Source organism: Streptomyces sp. NPDC050287, from assembly GCF_044459385.1.
In the GTDB taxonomy this organism is placed as follows: Bacteria; Actinomycetota; Actinomycetes; order Streptomycetales; family Streptomycetaceae; genus Streptomyces.
In genome coordinates this window covers 240,325-258,028 of record NZ_JBITIY010000003.1, presented here as the reverse complement: position 1 = coordinate 258,028, position 17,704 = coordinate 240,325, and the positions used below count along the sequence as shown (strand labels likewise).

Annotated in this window: 15 protein-coding genes; 10 read left to right on the top strand and 5 right to left on the bottom strand. The window is 71.7% G+C overall.

Annotated elements, in window-relative coordinates; genetic code table 11:
* The first annotated feature begins 318 nt into the window (after nt 1-318).
* Both ACIBK3_RS11585 and ACIBK3_RS11580 read left to right on the top strand, forming a co-directional pair.
* Nucleotides 319-1,011: a DUF6230 family protein gene (locus ACIBK3_RS11585; protein WP_399364386.1), complete on the top strand. Its 693-nt coding sequence runs from the start codon at nt 319-321 to the stop codon at nt 1,009-1,011.
* The gene (locus ACIBK3_RS11580) at nt 1,011-1,565 is read left to right on the top strand and encodes a DUF6114 domain-containing protein (RefSeq protein WP_399364384.1); all 555 of its coding nucleotides are present in this window, start codon (nt 1,011-1,013) and stop codon (nt 1,563-1,565) included. The genes ACIBK3_RS11585 and ACIBK3_RS11580 overlap by 1 nt, the downstream gene beginning before the upstream one ends.
* 126 nt (nt 1,566-1,691) lie before the next feature.
* Here ACIBK3_RS11580 and tatA read toward each other — a convergent pair whose 3' ends face one another.
* Nucleotides 1,692-1,967, bottom strand: coding sequence for a Sec-independent protein translocase subunit TatA (tatA, locus tag ACIBK3_RS11575; RefSeq protein ID WP_399364382.1), 276 nt, complete (start codon nt 1,965-1,967; stop codon nt 1,692-1,694).
* 95 nt (nt 1,968-2,062) lie between these two features.
* Here tatA and ACIBK3_RS11570 point away from each other — a divergent pair, with 95 nt between their 5' ends.
* Nucleotides 2,063-3,598 (top strand): LCP family protein, encoded by a 1,536-nt coding sequence (locus tag ACIBK3_RS11570; protein ID WP_399364380.1) that lies wholly within the window; start codon nt 2,063-2,065, stop codon nt 3,596-3,598.
* On the opposite strand, the gene ACIBK3_RS11565 is transcribed toward ACIBK3_RS11570, so the two are convergent.
* Nucleotides 3,589-6,342, bottom strand: coding sequence for an HAD-IC family P-type ATPase (locus tag ACIBK3_RS11565; protein ID WP_399364378.1), 2,754 nt, complete (start codon nt 6,340-6,342; stop codon nt 3,589-3,591). The genes ACIBK3_RS11570 and ACIBK3_RS11565 overlap by 10 nt on opposite strands.
* Before the next feature lie 13 nt (nt 6,343-6,355).
* Nucleotides 6,356-6,700, bottom strand: coding sequence for a metalloregulator ArsR/SmtB family transcription factor (locus tag ACIBK3_RS11560; RefSeq protein ID WP_030681461.1), 345 nt, complete (start codon nt 6,698-6,700; stop codon nt 6,356-6,358).
* A 144-nt stretch (nt 6,701-6,844) separates the two neighbouring features.
* Between ACIBK3_RS11560 and ACIBK3_RS11555 the strand changes: the two genes are divergently transcribed.
* From ACIBK3_RS11555 to ACIBK3_RS11530, 6 genes are all read left to right on the top strand, one after another.
* Nucleotides 6,845-7,642, top strand: a complete 798-nt coding sequence (locus ACIBK3_RS11555; RefSeq protein WP_399364375.1) for an SAM-dependent methyltransferase — start codon at nt 6,845-6,847, stop codon at nt 7,640-7,642.
* Nucleotides 7,643-7,881: 239 nt separating this feature from the next.
* Nucleotides 7,882-8,901, top strand: a complete 1,020-nt coding sequence (locus ACIBK3_RS11550; RefSeq protein ID WP_399364374.1) for a sugar ABC transporter substrate-binding protein — start codon at nt 7,882-7,884, stop codon at nt 8,899-8,901.
* 165 nt (nt 8,902-9,066) lie between these two features.
* Nucleotides 9,067-11,586 (top strand): nitrate- and nitrite sensing domain-containing protein, encoded by a 2,520-nt coding sequence (locus ACIBK3_RS11545; RefSeq protein WP_399364372.1) that lies wholly within the window; start codon nt 9,067-9,069, stop codon nt 11,584-11,586.
* 11 nt (nt 11,587-11,597) lie between these two features.
* Entirely contained in the window at nt 11,598-12,029 is a 432-nt protein-coding gene (locus ACIBK3_RS11540) for a roadblock/LC7 domain-containing protein (RefSeq protein ID WP_399364370.1), read from the top strand.
* 1 nt (nt 12,030) lies between these two features.
* Nucleotides 12,031-12,390: a DUF742 domain-containing protein gene (locus tag ACIBK3_RS11535; RefSeq protein WP_399364369.1), complete on the top strand. Its 360-nt coding sequence runs from the start codon at nt 12,031-12,033 to the stop codon at nt 12,388-12,390.
* The gene (locus tag ACIBK3_RS11530) at nt 12,377-12,988 is read left to right on the top strand and encodes a GTP-binding protein (RefSeq protein WP_399364367.1); all 612 of its coding nucleotides are present in this window, start codon (nt 12,377-12,379) and stop codon (nt 12,986-12,988) included. The genes ACIBK3_RS11535 and ACIBK3_RS11530 overlap by 14 nt, the downstream gene beginning before the upstream one ends.
* Here ACIBK3_RS11530 and ACIBK3_RS11525 read toward each other — a convergent pair.
* Together ACIBK3_RS11525 and ACIBK3_RS11520 are read right to left on the bottom strand one after the other, a co-directional pair.
* Complete coding sequence (locus ACIBK3_RS11525) at nt 12,969-14,471, bottom strand: M81 family metallopeptidase (protein WP_399364365.1); 1,503 nt, start codon at nt 14,469-14,471, stop codon at nt 12,969-12,971. The two genes, ACIBK3_RS11530 and ACIBK3_RS11525, sit on opposite strands and share 20 nt — an antisense overlap.
* A gap of 102 nt (nt 14,472-14,573) precedes the next feature.
* A complete protein-coding gene (locus ACIBK3_RS11520) occupies nt 14,574-15,767 on the bottom strand; it encodes an ROK family protein (protein WP_399364363.1) in 1,194 nt (397 codons plus the stop codon).
* A gap of 189 nt (nt 15,768-15,956) precedes the next feature.
* Between ACIBK3_RS11520 and ACIBK3_RS11515 the strand changes: the two genes are divergently transcribed.
* Nucleotides 15,957-17,696, top strand: a complete 1,740-nt coding sequence (locus ACIBK3_RS11515) for a peptide ABC transporter substrate-binding protein (protein ID WP_399364361.1) — start codon at nt 15,957-15,959, stop codon at nt 17,694-17,696.
* The last annotated feature ends 8 nt before the right edge of the window (nt 17,697-17,704 follow it).

Here is a 17,704-nt window from a genome sequence, read left to right as displayed (position 1 = left end):
GTCAAGGTGTCGTACGGCAGTTGGCAGTGCGACGGGGGACTTTCTGACGCGTGACGCGCGGTGAACGTACGCCCGGGGATCCGGCACGGCGACCGGACCACAGGCGACACACAATCAACACTCTTTTCGCACAACTTGCTTGACCCTCGAATGTAACCACCGGTAACTTCCTCGACGCCTACCGATGCGTAAACCAGTAAGCCCTTGCATCCACCGGGAGGTGCGAGGGGGCGTGCGCACCGTTCGATGTCCGCGCCAGGACACCGTGCCACTGAATCTGAAGCCCAACCGCATCACTCATGCCCATGGGAGCAGCACATGGCCTCGTCCTCGGACGTCACCTCGTCCGCCGGCAACACACCCGAGAACCCGGAAAGCGGTTCCACCACCGACCTGTCCGACACCCCCGCCGACCCGGTGAGACGCGGACGGGTACGGGCGCGCCGGGCCGCGATCATGGCGGTGCCGGCCGTCGCGGTCGCCGCGGGACTCGCGATCCTGACCGCCGAGGGAGCGCTGGGCGTGCAGTTCGCCATCTCCGGCATGCCCTTCACGGTCACCGCCACCGAACTCAAGGGCACCGGATTCGAGCAGTTCGGCGGCCTCGACAAGATGGCCAAGGACAGCCCGAACGCGGGCGACACCGGCGGTGAGGTGCTGGTCGTCACCTCCGTCATCAAGAACGCCACCCTCGCCGATCTCTGCCAGAGCGTGGACCTGGGCGGCATCAACCTGGTCATCAAGGCTGGCAGCGGCCAGGAGAAGGTCCAGGCGAGCGACCTGACCACCGACTCGACCGAACTGTCGGGCGACGCCGACTTCAACAACATCGAGATCGGCAACGACGCCAGCACCCTCGACAAGGGCGGCGTGCATGGCCCGATCGGCGTGTTCAGCCAGCAGTCGGACGGCGTGCGGATCGCCAAGCTGCGGCAGACCAACTACGCGACCACCGCGGGGACGTTCAAGCTGCCCGGCCTGAAGCTCGGCTTCAGCGAAAAGGCCTGCTGATGCCGGGGCGGCCGGGCCTGGGCCCGCGGTCCGGTTTCCAGCGCTGGCGGGCTCGGCGTCCGTTCTGGGGCGGGCTGCTGCTCACGCTGGGCGGGGCGGAGGTTCTGCTCACCGAGAAGGTCTCACTCAAGGTCGTCATGCACATCGGCGTGCAGGGCCTGGCCGGCTTCCTCCTGCCCGGTCTGATGGTGCTGCTCGGGCTGCTGACGATCTTCAACCCCGCCCAGCGCCTCTTCTACTCGATCACCGGCGTCCTGCTGTCCCTGGGTACCTGGGTCACCTCGAACCTGGGCGGCTTCTTCGTCGGCCTGCTGCTGGGCATGGTGGGCAGCTGCCTCGCCTTCGGCTGGCTGCCCGACCAGGAGCCGCGGGTGAGGCGACGGCAGCGGCGGAAGGCGGCACGAGAAGCGGGAGAAGCGCGAGAAGTGCGAGAGGTGCGCGGCACGGCGCGGACCGCGGAGACGCCGCGACTCGATCAGGAGACCCCTCCTCGGGAAGGGACGCTTCGCGAGGAGACGCAGACCGGTCAGCCGCAGGCCGTGGAACCCGCCTGACCCCCGGCCCGCCTATGGCCTCCGGGCCCGCCGGACCTCCGGGCCTGACCTCCGGGCCCGCGGAGTGCCGGCCCACTGACCCCGGCCCGGCCGCCCGGTGAGCGAATCGGGCGGACCGGGCCGGTCTCATCGCGCTGCAGCGGGCGGCTCCCCATGGGTGGCGCCCGACGTCGCGCCGGTTGCCGCGTCCGCCACCGCGCCGCCTCCCGCACCCGAGGTCACGCCACCCTCCACGTCCGTCGTCGCGTTCTCGTCCTTCAACGCCTTCGCCTCGCTCTTGAGGATGCGCATCGACCTGCCGAGGGACCGGGCCGTGTCCGGCAGTTTCTTCGAGCCGAACAGCACGATGAGCACGATCGCCACGATCAGCAGGTGCCACGGTTCCAGTCCGTTGCGGAGCATGGCAGCCCCCTCACTTTCCCTTGCCTAATGGTTGCTACATTGCGCAACTGTACAACCCACAGGTGAGAACAACGGGTGAGAGCAAGAGGGCGTCGATGACCGTGACCAGCCATCGCCGAGCAGCACCGCCGCGAAAGGGGCCCGCCGGGCAGCGGGAGCGCGGGCGTGGGCGCCGACGCGGCCGTCGGACCCGGCTCGCGCTCACGGTCCTGCTGGCCCTGCTGGTGCTCGTCGCGTCGGGGGCGACCTGGCTGTATCTGCGGCTGAACGGCAACATCTCCACGTTCGACGCGGGCGGCCTGTCCGACGACCGGCCCCGCGCCGGCACGTCCAAGGGCGAGAACGTGCTGGTCATCGGCTCCGACGCACGCACCGACGGCAACGCGGCGCTGGGCGGCGGCAACAAGGACGACATAGGCCGCTCGGACACGACGTTCCTGCTGCACATATACGCCGACCACCGGCACGCGCTGGCCGTCTCCATACCCCGCGACACCCTGGTCACCATCCCCTCGTGCAAGTTGCCCGACGGCACCTGGACGAGGGAGCAGACCGACACCATGTTCAACGCGGCCTACTCGCTCGGCCAGACGGCCGAGGGCAACCCCGCCTGCACCCAGAACACGGTCGAGCAGCTCACGGGGCTGCGGGTCGACCACACCGTCGTCGTCGACTTCAAGGGCTTCGCCCGGCTGACGGAGGTGGTGGGCGGGGTCAAGGTGTGCCTGCCCCAGGACGTGTACGAGAACGATCTCGACCCGCACCGCACGACCCCGGGCAGGCTGCTGTTCAAGAAGGGCGAGCAGACCGTCGCCGGGCAGCGGGCGCTGGACTACGTCCGCATCCGGCACGGCATCGGCGACGGTTCCGACATAGGCCGTATCAAGCGCCAGCAGGCCTTTGTGGCCAGCCTGTTGAAGGAGGTGAAGAGCAGGGGCCTGACCGTGACCAAGCTGCTGCCTCTCGCCGACGCGGCCACCAGCTCGCTGACCGTCGACCCCGGCCTCGGCTCCGCCGACAAGCTCATCTCCTTCGCGATGTCGCTGAAGGACATCGACCTGCACAACACCAAGTTCGTCACGCTGCCCTGGCGGTACGAGGGTTCACGGGTGGCGATCGTCCAGCCGGACGCCGACGCGCTGTTCGCGGCGCTCCGGGCGGACCGGACGATCGACGGTCGGAACGCGGGCGCCAAGGCGCGCAGGAGCCCGAGTGCCGCCCCCTCCTCCGCCTCCTCCCCCTCCCCCGCGCCCGTCTCCGGTGCCGGCATCGACGTCACGGTCTACAACGGCACCACCGTCACCGGCCTGGCCGCGCGGGCCGCCGCCGCGCTGACCGCCGACGGCTTCACGGTCATCGGTACGGCGACGGCGTCCGCCCAGGACCACACCACGACGCTGATCGAGTACGGCCCCGGGTTCGCGTCCCAGGCACACACCGTCGCCCGCGCCTTCCCGGGGGCGGGGATCGAGCCCGTGACCCGCTCCGGCATCAGCGTCGTCCTCGGCCGGTCGTACGCCGACTCGCCGGGCGCCGGCCCCTCGCCGGCCCCGGCGGCCGTGCCCTCGGAGGTCGCCGACGGTGCCCGGTCGGCGGACGACGACCCCTGCTCGGACCTGAGCTACGGCTGATCCCGGTCGAGCCGGGCCCGGGCGGCGCGCAGCGCGAGGGCGTACAGGCCGAGGACGGCGGCGAGCAGCAGGTACCAGGCCGGCGGCAGGGCGGTCATGCCGAGCGAGGCGCCCAGCGGGCTCGGCGGCAGCAGCAGTCCGGCCACGGCGAGCAGGGCCGCCGCCCACCCGACCGGGCTCCGGCCGCGCCCCTCGGCCAGGCCCCGCCCGGTGCGCAGGAGCAGCATCACCAGGGCCTGGGTGAGCAGGTTCTCGGTGAACCAGGCGGAGTGGAACACCGTACGGTCGTCCAGCGCGTCGGGTCCCCGCAGGGCGAGCGCGAGGACGGCGAAGGTGGCGAGGTCGGCGACCGCGTTCAGCGTGCCGAAGCCGGTGATGAACCGCAGGAAGGCGCGTGGCCGCAGCACGGCGGGGCGACGCAGCGCCGCAGCGCCGGGACGGTCGTGGGCGAAGGCGAGCTGCGCCGTGTCGAAGCACAGGTTCTGGACGAGGACCTGGGCCGGGAGCATCGGCAGGAAGGGCAGCAGCAGCCCGGCGGCGAGCATCGCGAGGACGTTGCCGAGGTTGGAGGAGAGCGTGACGCGCAGATACGAGGCGATGTTGGCGCTGCTGTGCCGCCCGGCGGTGACCGCGTGCCCGATCGCCGCGAGCCCTTTGTCGGCCAGCACGACGTCGGCGGCCTCCCGGGCCGCGTCCACGGCCCCCCGGGGCGCGATCCCGACGTCCGCGGCACGCAGTGCGGGCACGTCGTTGACGCCGTCCCCGAGAAACCCGACGGTGTGCCCGGCGGCCCGCAACCCGGCGACGAAACGGGCCTTGTCGGCGGGGGTGCAGCGGGCGACGACGGTGATACGACCGCCCACCCCACCGGAACCGGACTCCTCCGCCCCACGCTCCCCCGCGACCCGCACCGCCCCGACATCCAGCCGCAGATCCCGGCCGGCGCCGGCCGCGGCAGCCGCACGGCCGCCGACGACAACGCCAGTACGACCGCCCGCGCCGCCGACACCGGACTCCTCCGCCTCCCGCTCCCCCGCGACCCGCACCTCCCCCACGTCCAGTCCCAGGTCCCGGCAGGCGCGGGTCGCTGTGGCGGGGTGGTCGCCGGTGAGGACCGTGAGCGTGATGCCGAGGTCGGTGAGGCGGCGCAGGGACTCGGGGGCGGTCGGGGCGAGGGCGTCCCGGAAGGTGACGAAGCCGCGGAAGGTCAGGCCGCGTTCGTCGGCGGCCGGGTAGGCGTGGACGCGGGCCGGGCGGTCGGCCGTGGCCACGGCCAGCAGCCGCAGCCCGGCCCCCGCCTGGTGTGCGGCCAGTGCGCGCAGCCGGTCCCGCTCGGCGGGGTCGAGCGCACAGCGTTCCAGTACGTCGTCCACGGCGCCCTTGACGACGAGCGTGTGCGTGCCGAGGCGGCCCTGGACGACCGCGCCGGCCAGCCGGCGCTGCGGGTCGAAGGGCACGGCGGCCACGCCGTCCTCCTCCTCGCCGACCGGGCCGGCCGCGTCCAGCAGGGCCTCGTCGAGGGCGTCCGGGGCGGGCAGTTCGGCCAGCTGGAGGGTCCACCAGGCGTTGACGGCGGCCCAGCGCAGCACGTCGGGGTCGTCCCGGCCGACCGGGTCGAGGGACCTGTCGACGACCGGCCGGTCCTGGGTGAGGGTGCCGGTCTTGTCGACGCACAGCACGTCGACCGCGCCCAGGTCGTGCAGCGCGGGCAGCCGTTTGACGATCACGCCGTGGGTGCGGGCGAGGAGCGAGGCCCCGCGCGCCAGGCAGGTCGTGACGATCACCGGCAGCATCTCGGGGGTGAGCCCGACGGCCACCGCCACGGCGAACGGCAGCGTCTCCAGGCCCCGGCCGCGCAGGGCCGCGTTGGCCATCAGGACGAGCGGCGGGGTCAGCAGCATGAACCGGATCAGTACCCGGGAGATGCCGAGCACGGACCGGTCGAAGGCGCTCGCCGACCGCCGCTCCACCGCCCCGCCGTGCGCGGCGGCCAGCCGGGTCCGCGCTCCCGTGGCGAGGACGACGGCGGTGGCACTGCCGGCGACGACCCCGCTGCCCTGGAAGCACAGGTGCGGCGCCGCGAAGGGCCCGCCGCCGTCGTCGTCGTTGCTGTTGTCGTCGTCGTCGCCCGAGGATTCGTGCCCGACGGGTCCGTCCCGCAGGGGTCCGCTCCTCGGAGGTCCGTCACTCGCGGCCTTCGCCACCGGTGCGGACTCCCCGGTCAGTGCCGCCTGGTGCACGGTCAGCCCCCGGGCCCGCAGCAGTCGTACGTCCGCGGGGACCAGGTCACCCGGACCGAGCCGCACCACATCGCCCGGGACCAGTTCGGCGACCGGTGTCTCCCGCGCCGAGGGACCGGACGAGTTGTCCGTCCCGCGGCGCAGGACCGTCGCCGTACCGGAGACCAGGGCGCGCAGCGCGGCCATGGAGCGGTCGGCGCGGTGCTCCCCGCTCGCCCGCAGCATGCAGCTGACCCCGACCAGCGCGAGGATCACCGCGGCGGTGCCCCAGGAGGCGACGGCCGCCGAGACCAGACCGAGGCAGAGCAGCACGGCGGTGAACGGGTCGCGCCCGCTGCGCAGGAACCGGCGGGGCCAGGAGGTCGTACGGAGTCCGGGGAGCGTGTTCTCGCCGAACTCGACGAGCCGGTTCTGGGCCTCGGCGTCGGTCAGCCCGCGCGGGCCGGTGTCCAGTCGTCGCAGCGCCTGCAGGGAGGTGCCCCCGGCGGCGGGCTCGGAGAGCATGGAGGCGGCCTGGTCACAGGCCGCGCAGGCGGCGGGCCGGGGCGGCGCGGTCGGAGAGCCGGCCGACCATGAGCCGTACCACGTCGACGACGTCCGGGTCGTCGACGAAGTACACCTGGCGGCGGCCCTCGCGGCGGGAGCGGACCAGGCCGGCCAGCTTCAGCTTGGTCAGGTGCTGGCTGACCGCGGGCAGCGCACCGCCGACCCGCTCCGCGAGCCCGCTCACATCGCTCTCACCCTGGGCGAGCGCCCACACGATGTGCAGCCGGGCGGGCGAGGCGAGCAGCCCGAAGGCCGCGGCCGCCTGCGTGAGCACGTCGTCGGAGGGGTCGTCGAAGCCGTGGCCGGCCGCCGTCATGGTTACCCGTCCTCCTGTCCGCCGGTCCCTGGGCGAGAAGTCGCGCACGCCGCGTCCCTGGGAAAGCCGTGGGGCCGGTCCAGTGTAGGTGGCCGGAAACGCCCGCCGGGATTAGCGGCGACGTGCCCATGGGAGGGGAGGGGCATGGAGCGAGACATCGACACCACGAGCGCGCACTCCGCGCGGATCTACGACTACATCATCGGCGGCAAGGACCACTGTCCGGCGGACCGCGAGGCGGGCGACGCCATGTGCCGGGAGTGGCCCGCGCTGCCCGTCCACATGCGGGCCAACCGGGACTTCATGCACCGCGCGGTGCGCCATCTGGCCGCGGAGGCGGGGATACGCCAGTTCCTCGACATCGGCACCGGCATCCCGACGTCCCCCAACATCCACGAGATCGCCCAGGCGGTGGCCCCGGAGTCCCGGGTGGTGTACGTCGACAACGACCCGCTCGTCCTCGCCCTCTCGCAGGAGTTGCTGAACAGCTCGCCGCAGGGGCGCACGGCGTACATCGAAGCGGACATGCGCGACCCGGCGGGCATCCTGGACGCCCCGGAGCTACGGGCGACGCTCGATCCGACGCGGCCGGTCGCCCTGACCGTGATCGCGATCGTGCACTTCATGATGGACGAGGACGACGCCGTCGGCATCGTGCGCCGGCTCCTCGACCCGCTGCCGTCCGGCAGCTACCTGGCTATGTCCATCGGTACGGCCGAGTTCGCGCCGGACGAGGTGGGCCGGGTGGCCCGCGAGTACGCGGCCCGGGGCATGCCGATGCGGTTGCGCACCTTCACCGAGGCCGAGGAGTTCTTCACGGGACTGGAACTCGTCGAGCCGGGCATCGTCCAGGTCCACAAGTGGCATCCGGACGGCACGGGCACCGAGGTGGTTCGGGACGAGGACATCGCGATGTACGGGGCGGTGGCGCGCAAGCCGTGATGCGGGGAGGGGTGGCTGTCAGCGGTAAGGGACTGGCGGGGGCGGGTTGCCACCGCCGCCGGAAAGATCATCACAATGCGGCACCGACAACTCAGCGCGAGCAGCCGATCACTTGACTACCGGCGGTCACACACGGTTGGCTCCAAGCCAATGAAGGTTCAACCGGTCGGCGCACCGTCCGCGCTTGGACCGCACGTTCGCGTTCCGCTTGCTCGGCCGCACAGCGAGGTGCCCGCTCCATGAACACTCCTCCTCCACCTCAGGCCTCCTCCGGACACGTCCGCGCCGCCGCCCTGACCGCCGCGCTCTGCCTGCTCCTCGCCGGCTGCTCCGGATCCGGCGACGCCCGGCTCGACGCGGGCTCGGACGCCGACGCGGCGGGGAGCGCGGCCACCGGCCGGATCAGGGTCGCCCTGATCACCCACGGCGGACAGGGGGACGCCTTCTGGGACCAAGTGCGGCAGGGAGCCCGCGCGGCGGCCGCCAAGGACGGTGTCGCGCTGAGGTACGCGAACGACTCCGACCCGGCCAAGCAGGCCCAGCTGGTGCGGGACGCGATCGGTGACAAGGTCGACGGCATCGCGGTGACGCTGGCCAAGCCGCAGGCGATGAAAGCCCCGGTCGCCGAGGCGAAGGCAGCCGGCATCCCCGTGGTCGGTCTCAACTCCGGTATCGACGCCTGGCGTTCGCAGGGGCTGCTGGAGTACGTCGGCCAGGACGAGAGCCTCGCGGGACGGGCCGTCGGCGACAAACTGGACGCCCTCAAGGCCAGGCACGCCCTGTGCGTGATCCACGAACGGGGCAACGTCGCCCTGGAGGCGCGCTGCGCCGGCGTGAAGAAGACGTTCGCCGGGCAGACCGAGATGCTCTACGTCGAGGGCACCGACCTGAACGGCGTGGACGCCGCCGTCACGGCCCAGCTGCAGCAGGACCCCACGATCGACGAAGTCGTGACGCTGGGCGCCCAGTTCGCCGTCACCGCGGTCAAGGCGGTGAAGGCGGCGGGCAGCAAGGCCAAGGTGGCCACCTTCGACCTCGACAAGGACATGGTCAAGGCCGTCCGGGACGGGGAGGTGCAGTTCGCGGTGGACCAGCAGCCGTATCTGCAGGGTTACCTCGCCGTGGACGCGCTGTGGCTGTACCGGACCAACGGCAACTTCAGCGGCGGCGGGGTGGCTCCCGTGCTCACCGGGCCCGCGTTCGTCACGAAGACGAACGTCGCCGCGGTCGCCCGGTTCGCCGCCGCCGGAACCCGCTGACCGGCCGGCCGCCGACGCCGGACCTCCACCCCCGACCGACTCGACCGCCCCGACCGACCCGACCGCCCCGCCCCGACCGCTCCGAGCCGCTCGCCCCGCTTGTTCCCTCTCCCGCTCCCCCGCTCCCCCGCTCCCCCGCTCCCCGCTGATCGCCCAAGGAAGACCATGGCTAGACGGACAGGTTCCCGGCGCCGCCTCGGCTCCATACGGCTCTCCCTCATCCTCCTGGCCCTGGTGCCGAGCGTCACCCTCGCCGCCCTGTGGGGTGTCACGACGACGCAGATGTTCTCGGAGGGCCTCCGGCTGCGCTCGCAGACGGAGCTGAGCCGGTCGACCGGCGCCATGGGCACCGAGGCCACACTCGCGCTCCAGCGGGAACGCGGGCTGTCAGCCGCCTGGCTGGCCGGGCGGCACGGCTCCCGGGCCGCCCTGGACCAGGCACGCCGGGAGACGGACAAGGCGGTCGCGAAGCTCGTCGGCCGGTCCGAGGCGATCCAGAAGGCCCCCGCCCGCGTGGCCGACCGGATGTACTCGGTCGTCGGGTCGGTCGGCAGCCTGGAGTACTACCGCGGCCAGGTGGACGACCCCACCGACATCACCGCCGAGCAGGCACTGGACCAGTACACCTCGATCATCGACGACCAGATCCACGCCTTCCAGGAGCTCTCCCAGGTCGACGACGGCGACCTCACCTCGCAGGCCGGTCCGCTGGTCGCCCTGGAGCACGCGGCGGAGCTGGTCTCCCAGGAGGACGCCCGGCTCACCCTCGCCTGGCCATCCGGGTATCTCGACCAGAAGGCGTGGACGGACTTCGGCCACATGGTCAGCACCCGGCGCTGGATCGTGCAGGACCAGATCGTGCCCGCACTGCGCGGCAGCACCAAGACACAGACCGAGCGGATCCTGCAGAGCCCCCAGTGGCAGACCGTGCAGAGCATCGAGGACCGGGTGCTCGCCGCCCAGGCGTCCGGCGACACCCGCCGGGTCGCCCTGCCCGGGGCACAACAGCAGTGGGCCGCCGCGCTGAAGACGGTCTCCGACCGGTACGGCGACCTGATCCGCCAGCAGACCTCCGGGCTGCTCGGCCGCAGCGCCGACAAGGCCGACCGGCTGCTGCTGACGGCCGCCTCACTGAGCGCCGGCGGACTCGTGGCGCTGCTGCTGTGCGTGGGCATGTCCTGGCGGATCACCCGTTCCCTGTCCCGGCGGCTGCGCGGCCTGCGGGAGGCCACCCTGGGACTGGCCGAGGAGCGGCTGCCGGACGTGGTACGGCGGCTGGAGCGGGGCGAGAAGGTCGACGTGGACCTGGCGGCGCCCCCGCTGGACTACGGCTTCGACGAACTCGGCCAGGTCGCCCAGGCGTTCAACACCGCCCAGCGTACGGCCGTGGTGACCACCGTGGAACTGGCCGACACCCGGCGCGGTTTCCAGAAGGTGATCCTCGGTATCGCCCGGCAGAGCCAGAACCTGGTGAACCTCCAGCTCAGCCAGCTCGACGCGCTGGAGCGCGAGCACCAGGACCCCGACGTCCTCAAGGGTCTGTACGAACTGGACTCCACGGCCAGCCAGTTGCGCCGCTACGAGGAGAACCTCGTCATCATCAGCGGTGGGCAGCCGCGGCGCAGCTGGACCGAACCCGTCGCGCTGATCGACATCCTGCGCAGCGCGATCGGCGAGGTCGCCCAGTACCAGCGGGTGGAGGTGCACACCGACGAGGAGGTGTACCTGGCACCGCCCGCGGTGGCGGACGTGATCCATCTGCTGGCCGAACTGATCGACAACGCCACCGCCTACTCCCCCGCGCCGAGTGCCGTCGGGGTGCGGACCGCGATGGTGGCCAAGGGTCTGGCCGTCGAGGTCGAGGACCGGGGGCTCGGCCTGTCCGAGGAGGACTACGCCTCGCTCAACGCCCAGTTGGCCGACCCGCCGCAGTTCGACGTGGTGGCGCTCGCCGACGACCTGCGGCTCGGCATGTTCGTGATCTCCCGGCTCGCGCGGCGGCACGGCATCGCGGTCACCCTGCGCTCCTCGCCGTACGGCGGCACCACGGCGATCGTGCTGATCCCGCACGAGGTGGTGGTGCCGGAGGCGGCGGCCATGACGTCCCCGAAGGACACGGCCTCCGGGGCGGCACCGGAGTCGGGGAAGGACCCGGAGTCGGGGAAGGAGTCGGATTCCGTCGAGGACCCGGAGCACTCGCTCACCCTCCACGCCCACCGGCTCGCGCCCGCCCCCCGGACACCCGCCACCGCCGCCCCCGCTCCCACCCCTCGCTCCGACGGCCTCACCCCGCTGCCCCGCCGGGTCCCGCAGACCAGCCTGGTCGCCGAGCTCCGCGAGGAGGCACCGGCCGTCGAGCAGGACGCCGACGACTTCACCGCCGAGCACGCGGCCTCCTCGCTCGCCGGCTTCCAGGCCGGCACCCTCCGGGCCCGGGACGAGGACGAACCGGCCCCGGACAGTGACGGACCGGCCCCGTACGACGACAAGGACGCGTCGGACACACCGGCCCCGTACGACGACAAAGACACGACGGACACACCGACGCCGTACGACGACAAGGACTCCCCGGCACCGCACGACAACGACACCCTGCCCCCGTACGGCAAGGAGGACTCAGCCCCGCAGGACGCCTTCCCCTCTGACCCAGCCGTCATCCCGACTCCGCACGCCGACCGCTCATGAAGGACACCGCCATGACACGCCCCACCCCCGCCACGGACACTCAGCTGGACCAGTTGCTCACCGGTCTCGTGGACCGGGTCGCCGACGTGAACCACGCCGTGGTGCTCTCCGAGGACGGACTGGTCGTCAGCCGGTCCACCGGTTTCATACGGGACGACGCCGAACGGCTGGCCGCGACCGCCTCCGGGCTGATGAGCCTCAGCAAGGGCGTCAGCATGGACTTCAGGGGCGGTCCGGTGCGCCAGGCACTCATCGAGATGGCCAACAGCTTCCTGATCCTGACCTCCGCCGGACCCGGCGCCCACCTGGTCGTGCTGACCGGGCCGGGCGCCGACGTGGGTGTGGTGGCGTATCAGATGAACATGCTCGTGAAGAAGATCGGCGAGCACCTGAGCGCGGCACCGAGGGCCCATGTGGGGCCGACGGCCGCCACCGGCGAGTGAGGTGAACGGAAGCGACGCGGCGGGCCGGCTGGTACGGCCCTTCGCCCTGACCGGTGGCCGGACCCGGCCGAGCCGCGCCGACTTCACCCTCATCACGACGGTGACGGCGGTGGATCCGCCACCGGAGCGGGCCCCGCGCCCGCAGCCCGAGCAGACGCGGATCCTGCGCCGGTGCGCACGGCCGGTGGCGGTGGCGGAACTGGCCGCGCTGCTGGACCTTCCGGTGAGCGTGATCGTCATCATGCTCTGCGATCTGCTGGAGGCCGGTCTGATCACCGCCCGTCCGCCGCATCCCGTCTCGCCCCGCGCCCCGCACATGGACCTGCTGCAGAAAGTGAGGGATGGTCTTGACCGGCTCTGACGCCGCCGCCCCGGCGGCACCCGACACCGTCAAGATCCTGATCGCCGGGGGTTTCGGCGTCGGCAAGACCACCATGGTCGGGTCGGTCAGCGAGATCGCCCCGCTGCGCACCGAGGAGTCGTTGACCTCCGCGGGCCTTGGCATCGACGACCTGGAGGGCATCGAGGAGAAACGTGCCACCACCGTGGCCCTGGACTTCGGCCGGATCACCATCAGCGACGACCTGGTGCTCTACCTCTTCGGCACGCCCGGGCAGCAGCGGTTCTGGTTCATGTGGAACGACCTGGCCGTCGGCGCGCTGGGCGCGGTGGTGCTGATCGACGTCCGCAGGCCGGAGTCGAGTTTCGCCGCCGTCGACTTCTTCGAGCGGCGGGGCGTCCCGTTCGTCGTGGGCGTCAACGGCTTCCACGGACGGCATCCGTACCCGCCGGAGGACGTCCGGGACGCGCTGGCACTGCCGGAGCACGTCCCGGTGCTGCTGTGCGACGCCCGGGACCGCCGCTCCTGCCGGGACGTGCTGATCGCCCTGATGGACCGGGTGATCGCGGAGGCGGACGAGGGCGACAGCTCGGATCAGCTCACTCGTCCGGTCCCGTGAGCGGCTCGGCCGAGGGTGCGACGATCCGGGCGGTGAGGTCCGGGTCGGGCATCGCCGGGTCGAAGGGGAACAGGGGCCTGCGGACGCGGCGGTGGCCGAGACGGGTCAGGTCCTGGTCGACGCCGCCGGGGGTGAGCGCCATCTTCCAGTCGGCGGCCATGGCGAACAGCTCGGGTTCCAGGTAGCCGATCTTGACGATGACGAGGTCGGCCGCCCGGGGGTCCAACTCCAGGTCGGTGAAGTCGTGTTCGTGGTGGTACGGCTTGCGCAGCCGGGTGAGGACCACGTGCACGCCGCCCACCCGCAGCACCACCTCGACCTCGGCGTCCCGGTCGCCGTGCCGGATCGCGTGGACGACTCCGGTGAGGGTGAGCGGGCCCGCGTGCCGGTCGTCGACCTCGGCGCCCGCGGTGACGGTGACGGTCGCACCCACTCCGGCTCGTACGGCGGTCTCGACGGCGGCCGGTCCCGGCAGGGAGGCGTAGAGGACGACGGGACCGGACGGGTCCTTGAACTCCGGCCGGTCCAGGACCTGCCGCAGGCCCCAGGTGACGTCTCCGGCGCCGCCCGCGGTCGGGTTGTCGCCGGTGTCGCTGATGAAGTACGGGCGGGCCGGGGAGGCCAGCGCCGCGTCCAGGCACTCGTCGAGGGTGCCGGTGGGCGCGACGAACCGGAAGTCGTGGCGGGCCTCCCAGAAGCCGCGGGCCAGCCGCTCGGCGCCCGCGGACACGGCGTCCGGGTCGGGGCCGGTGACGACGACCGCCGCCCGGTTGCGCGGTTCGTCCGCCCAGGCGTACCCGACCCAGATCGCCGCGTCCGTCACGCCGTCGGCGGCCTCCACCTCCTCGACGGCCGCGTACACGCTCTTCGCCGGTTCGATCCGGGTGGAGGTCTGCTCGCCGGCCAGCAGCACCGGCACCGGGACCCAGGCCTTCACCGGGCGCGGGGCGCCGCTCACCAGGAGGTCGACGAGGTTGCGGGCGGCCCGTTCCTTGGTCTCCATGGCGTCCTCGTGCGGGGCCATGCGGTAACAGGTGATCAGGTCGCTCTGGTGGACGAGTTCGCGGGAGACGTTGCCGTGCAGGTCCATGGAGGTCGACACCAGGACGTCCGGGCCGACCACGTCGCGGATACGGTGCAGGAGTTCGGCCTCCGCGTCGTCCAGGTCCTCGACGGTCATCGCGCCGTGGATGTCGTACCAGAGGCCGTCGAGCGGCCCCGACTCGCTGAGTCTGTTGAGGAGTTCGGCGGCGAGTTCGGCGTACGCGGGTCCCGTCACCGTGCCGCCGGGCAGTGCCTTGCCGACGAGGGCGCCCCGCCAGTCGGCGGCGGCCCGCAGGGGCTGCCCCGGGGCGAGGAACGGGTAGCGCGTGAGGACGTCGGCCCCGCGCCGCGGGTGGAATGCGGGGGCCTCGGTGCGGGCCGGGGAGAAGGTCGAGGACTCGATGCCGAGTCCGGCGATCGCGATGACGGGGCGGGACATGGTTCCTCCGGGACTCGACGAACTCGACGGCACTTGACGGGACTCAGCGAACTTGGCGGGGCTTGACGTAACTCAGCGCGACTCGGCGAGATTCAGCGGGACTCAGGACGGATGGCCGGTGACCGCGCGCAGCGCCTGGGCCAGCGCGCGCTGCAGGGCGAACTGGCCCGCGCCGACCAGACCCGCGTCGGCGCCGAGGACGGCCCGTTCGATGACCAGGTGCTCGGTGACCAGGGGATGGCAGCCCTCGTACAGCTGGCTGCGGACTGCGGCGACGAACGGTTCCAGCGTGGAGAGGATGCCGCCGAGGTACACCGCGTCGGGGTTGAAGAAGTTGACGTTCGCGGCGAGCACCCGGCCGAGGTAGCGGCCGGCCTCGCGGACCGCGCGGGTCGCCTCGGGGTCGGCGTCGGAGGCGAGCCGCACGACGTCCTCGGTGGACGTCACGGCCCGGCCCCGCTCGCGCAGGATACGGACGAGGGCGGCGCCGGAGGCCACGGTCTCCAGGCAGCCCGTGTTGCCGCAGGAACAGGGCGTGTCCTGGGCGGCCTCGACGCGGGCGTGGGTGATCTCGCCGGCGGCGCCGGTGCCGCCCCGGTAGAGCCGGCCGTCGGCGATGACGCCGGCGCCGATCCCGGAGCCGGCCTTCACCATGATCGACTGGCGTTGCCCGGCGGGCCGGACGCTGTGTTCGCCGACGGCCATGCAGTTGGCGTCGTTCTCGATGGCCACCGGTGCCCTGAACCGCTCCTCCAGCCAGTCCCGTACGGGGAACCTGTTCCAGCCGGGCATCCGGGCCGGCAGCGTCACCAGGCCGGAGTCGACGTCGACCGGTCCGGGCAGGCACAGGCCGACGCCCCGCAGCAGCTGTCGGCCGTGCCGTTCGACGAGTCCCTCCAGGGTGCCGACCAGTCCGGGCAGCGCGGCCTCGGGTCCGTCGGCGGTGGGGAACGACACGGTGGAGACGTCGGTGAGCCCGCCGCCCGGGCGCACGACTCCCACGTGGGCGTGTTTGCCGCCGATGTCGGCCGCCACGGCGTATCCGTCGCTGCCGCCGAGCCGCAGCACCTTGCGCGGGCGCCCGCCGGTGGAGGACAGCGTGCCCTCCTCCGCGACCAGTCCGTGGGCCAGCAACTGGCCGACCGCGAACGAGACGGTCGACGGGGCCGCGCCGAGCAGCGCGGCCAGTTCCGTACGGGTCGTCGCCTGCCCGGAGGCGAGGAGTTCCAGGACCGACTCGGTCAGCGAGGAGAGGCCGGACGCGTTCTTCCGGCGCGGCGGGCTTTTTTCAGGCATGGAGGACGTTACTTCCGTCTTCGGCGGTGGAGGCCCCGAGCGTAGGCCAGTTGAGGCCCCTCCCGGCTTTTTTCAGAACGGCAGTAACAGGCTTTTTACAGCGGCACGTCTGTTTCTTCGTACCCGCGGAGCGTTCACTGGCTGCGCCCCCCGCTTCTGCCGCTGCCGAGTTGCTGCCCGAGGAGAACCATGTCCCCTGCCCGCACGAGATTCGCCGGCGCCGCCCTCGGCGCGGGCACGCTGCTGCTCACCGCGTGTTCCGGGACGAGCGGCACGTCGTCGGCGTCGCACGACTCGATCAACTACGCGCTGCCCGCGAACTTCACGCCGAACTGGATCCTGCCGATCGGTACGGCGGCCCACCTGAACACCAACAACATCTCCATCGCGAACACGTTGTGGGAGCCGTTGATCGCCTACGACGGCTCGACCGGGAAGATCGCCTGGAACAAGGCGGGTTCGGTCGCCACGGCCGCCGACTTCGCCGCCGACAACAAGAGCGTCCGGATCACGCTGGGCGACCGGCACTGGAGCGACGGCAAGCCGATCACCTCGCGTGACGTCGAGTTCTGGTACGACCTCATCAAGGCCAACAAGGCCCAGTGGGCGGGCTACAACCCGGGCAAGGCACCGGACAACTGGACGTCCTTCAAGGCCGAGGACGACCGCCACTTCACCATCACGTTCGACAAGGCGTACAACCCCCAGTGGATGCTGGCGAACGAACTGAACTCCATCACGCCGCTGCCCCAGCACGTCTGGGACAAGGGCGGGGACCCCAAGCAGGTGTGGACGTTCCTCAACAACGCCGCGAAGAACATCGCCGGTTACCAGAAGGACGCCCTCTGGAAGACCATCAGCGGCCCCTACGCCGTCAAGTCCTTCTCGACCTCCGGCAAGGTGGTGCTCACCGCCAACAAGAAGTACGACGGCGGTGAGAAGCCGGGCATCCCGACGGTGAACCTGCTGCCGTTCACCACGGCGGACGCCGAGAAGAACGCACTGCGCTCCGGCAGTGTCGACTACGGCTACATCGAGGCGACCGACCTCGACCAGAAGGACAGCTTCACCGGGCAGGGCTACACCGTGAAGCCGTGGTCGGGCTGGGCCATCACCTACATGCCGTACAACTTCAACAACCCGGCGATGGGCGCGGTGTTCAAGCAGCTGTACGCCCGGCAGGCCATCCAGCACTCCATCGACCAGGCCAGTCTGGCGAAGGTCGTCCTCAACGGGACGGCGGTGCCCGGCTACGGGCCGATCCCGCAGGGGCAGGCCTCGGACTTCCTGTCGCCCGTGCAGAAGGACAACCCGTATCCGTTCTCGACCTCCACGGCACAGAAGCTGCTGACCGACCACGGCTGGAGTGAGCAGGGCGGGGTCATGACGTGCACGGAACCCGCGAAGTGCGGTGAAGGCGTCGCCAAGGGCACCAAGTTCGAGATGCAGGTGCTCTCGCAGTCCGGGTCGACGGTCACCGACAACATGATGAGCGCGATCCAGTCGGCGTTCGCCAAGACCGGCATCAAGTTCTCCATCAAGACCGCGCCGGTCAACTCCGTGCTGTCGCAGACCCCGCAGTGCACGTCCGGTCAGTCGATCTGCAAGTGGCAGCTGTCCTTCTTCGGTACGGCGGGCAGCTGGTACTTCAACGCCTTCCCGACCGGTGACTCGCTGTTCCAGTCGAAGGGCGGCTCGAACTTCGGCAACTACTCCAACCCGGAGGTGGACAAGCTCATCTCCGCGTCCACGACGTCGAGTTCGAACCAGGCGATCCAGGACTACAGCGCGGCCCTCGCCAAGGACCTGCCGGTGATCTGGCTGCCGGAGCCCGTCTACCAGATCTCGGTCATGAAGAACGGTCTCGGCGGCTTCTCCCAGGACTCCCTCGCCAACTTCCACCCGGCACAGTGGAAGTGGACGAGCTGAGGCCTCGG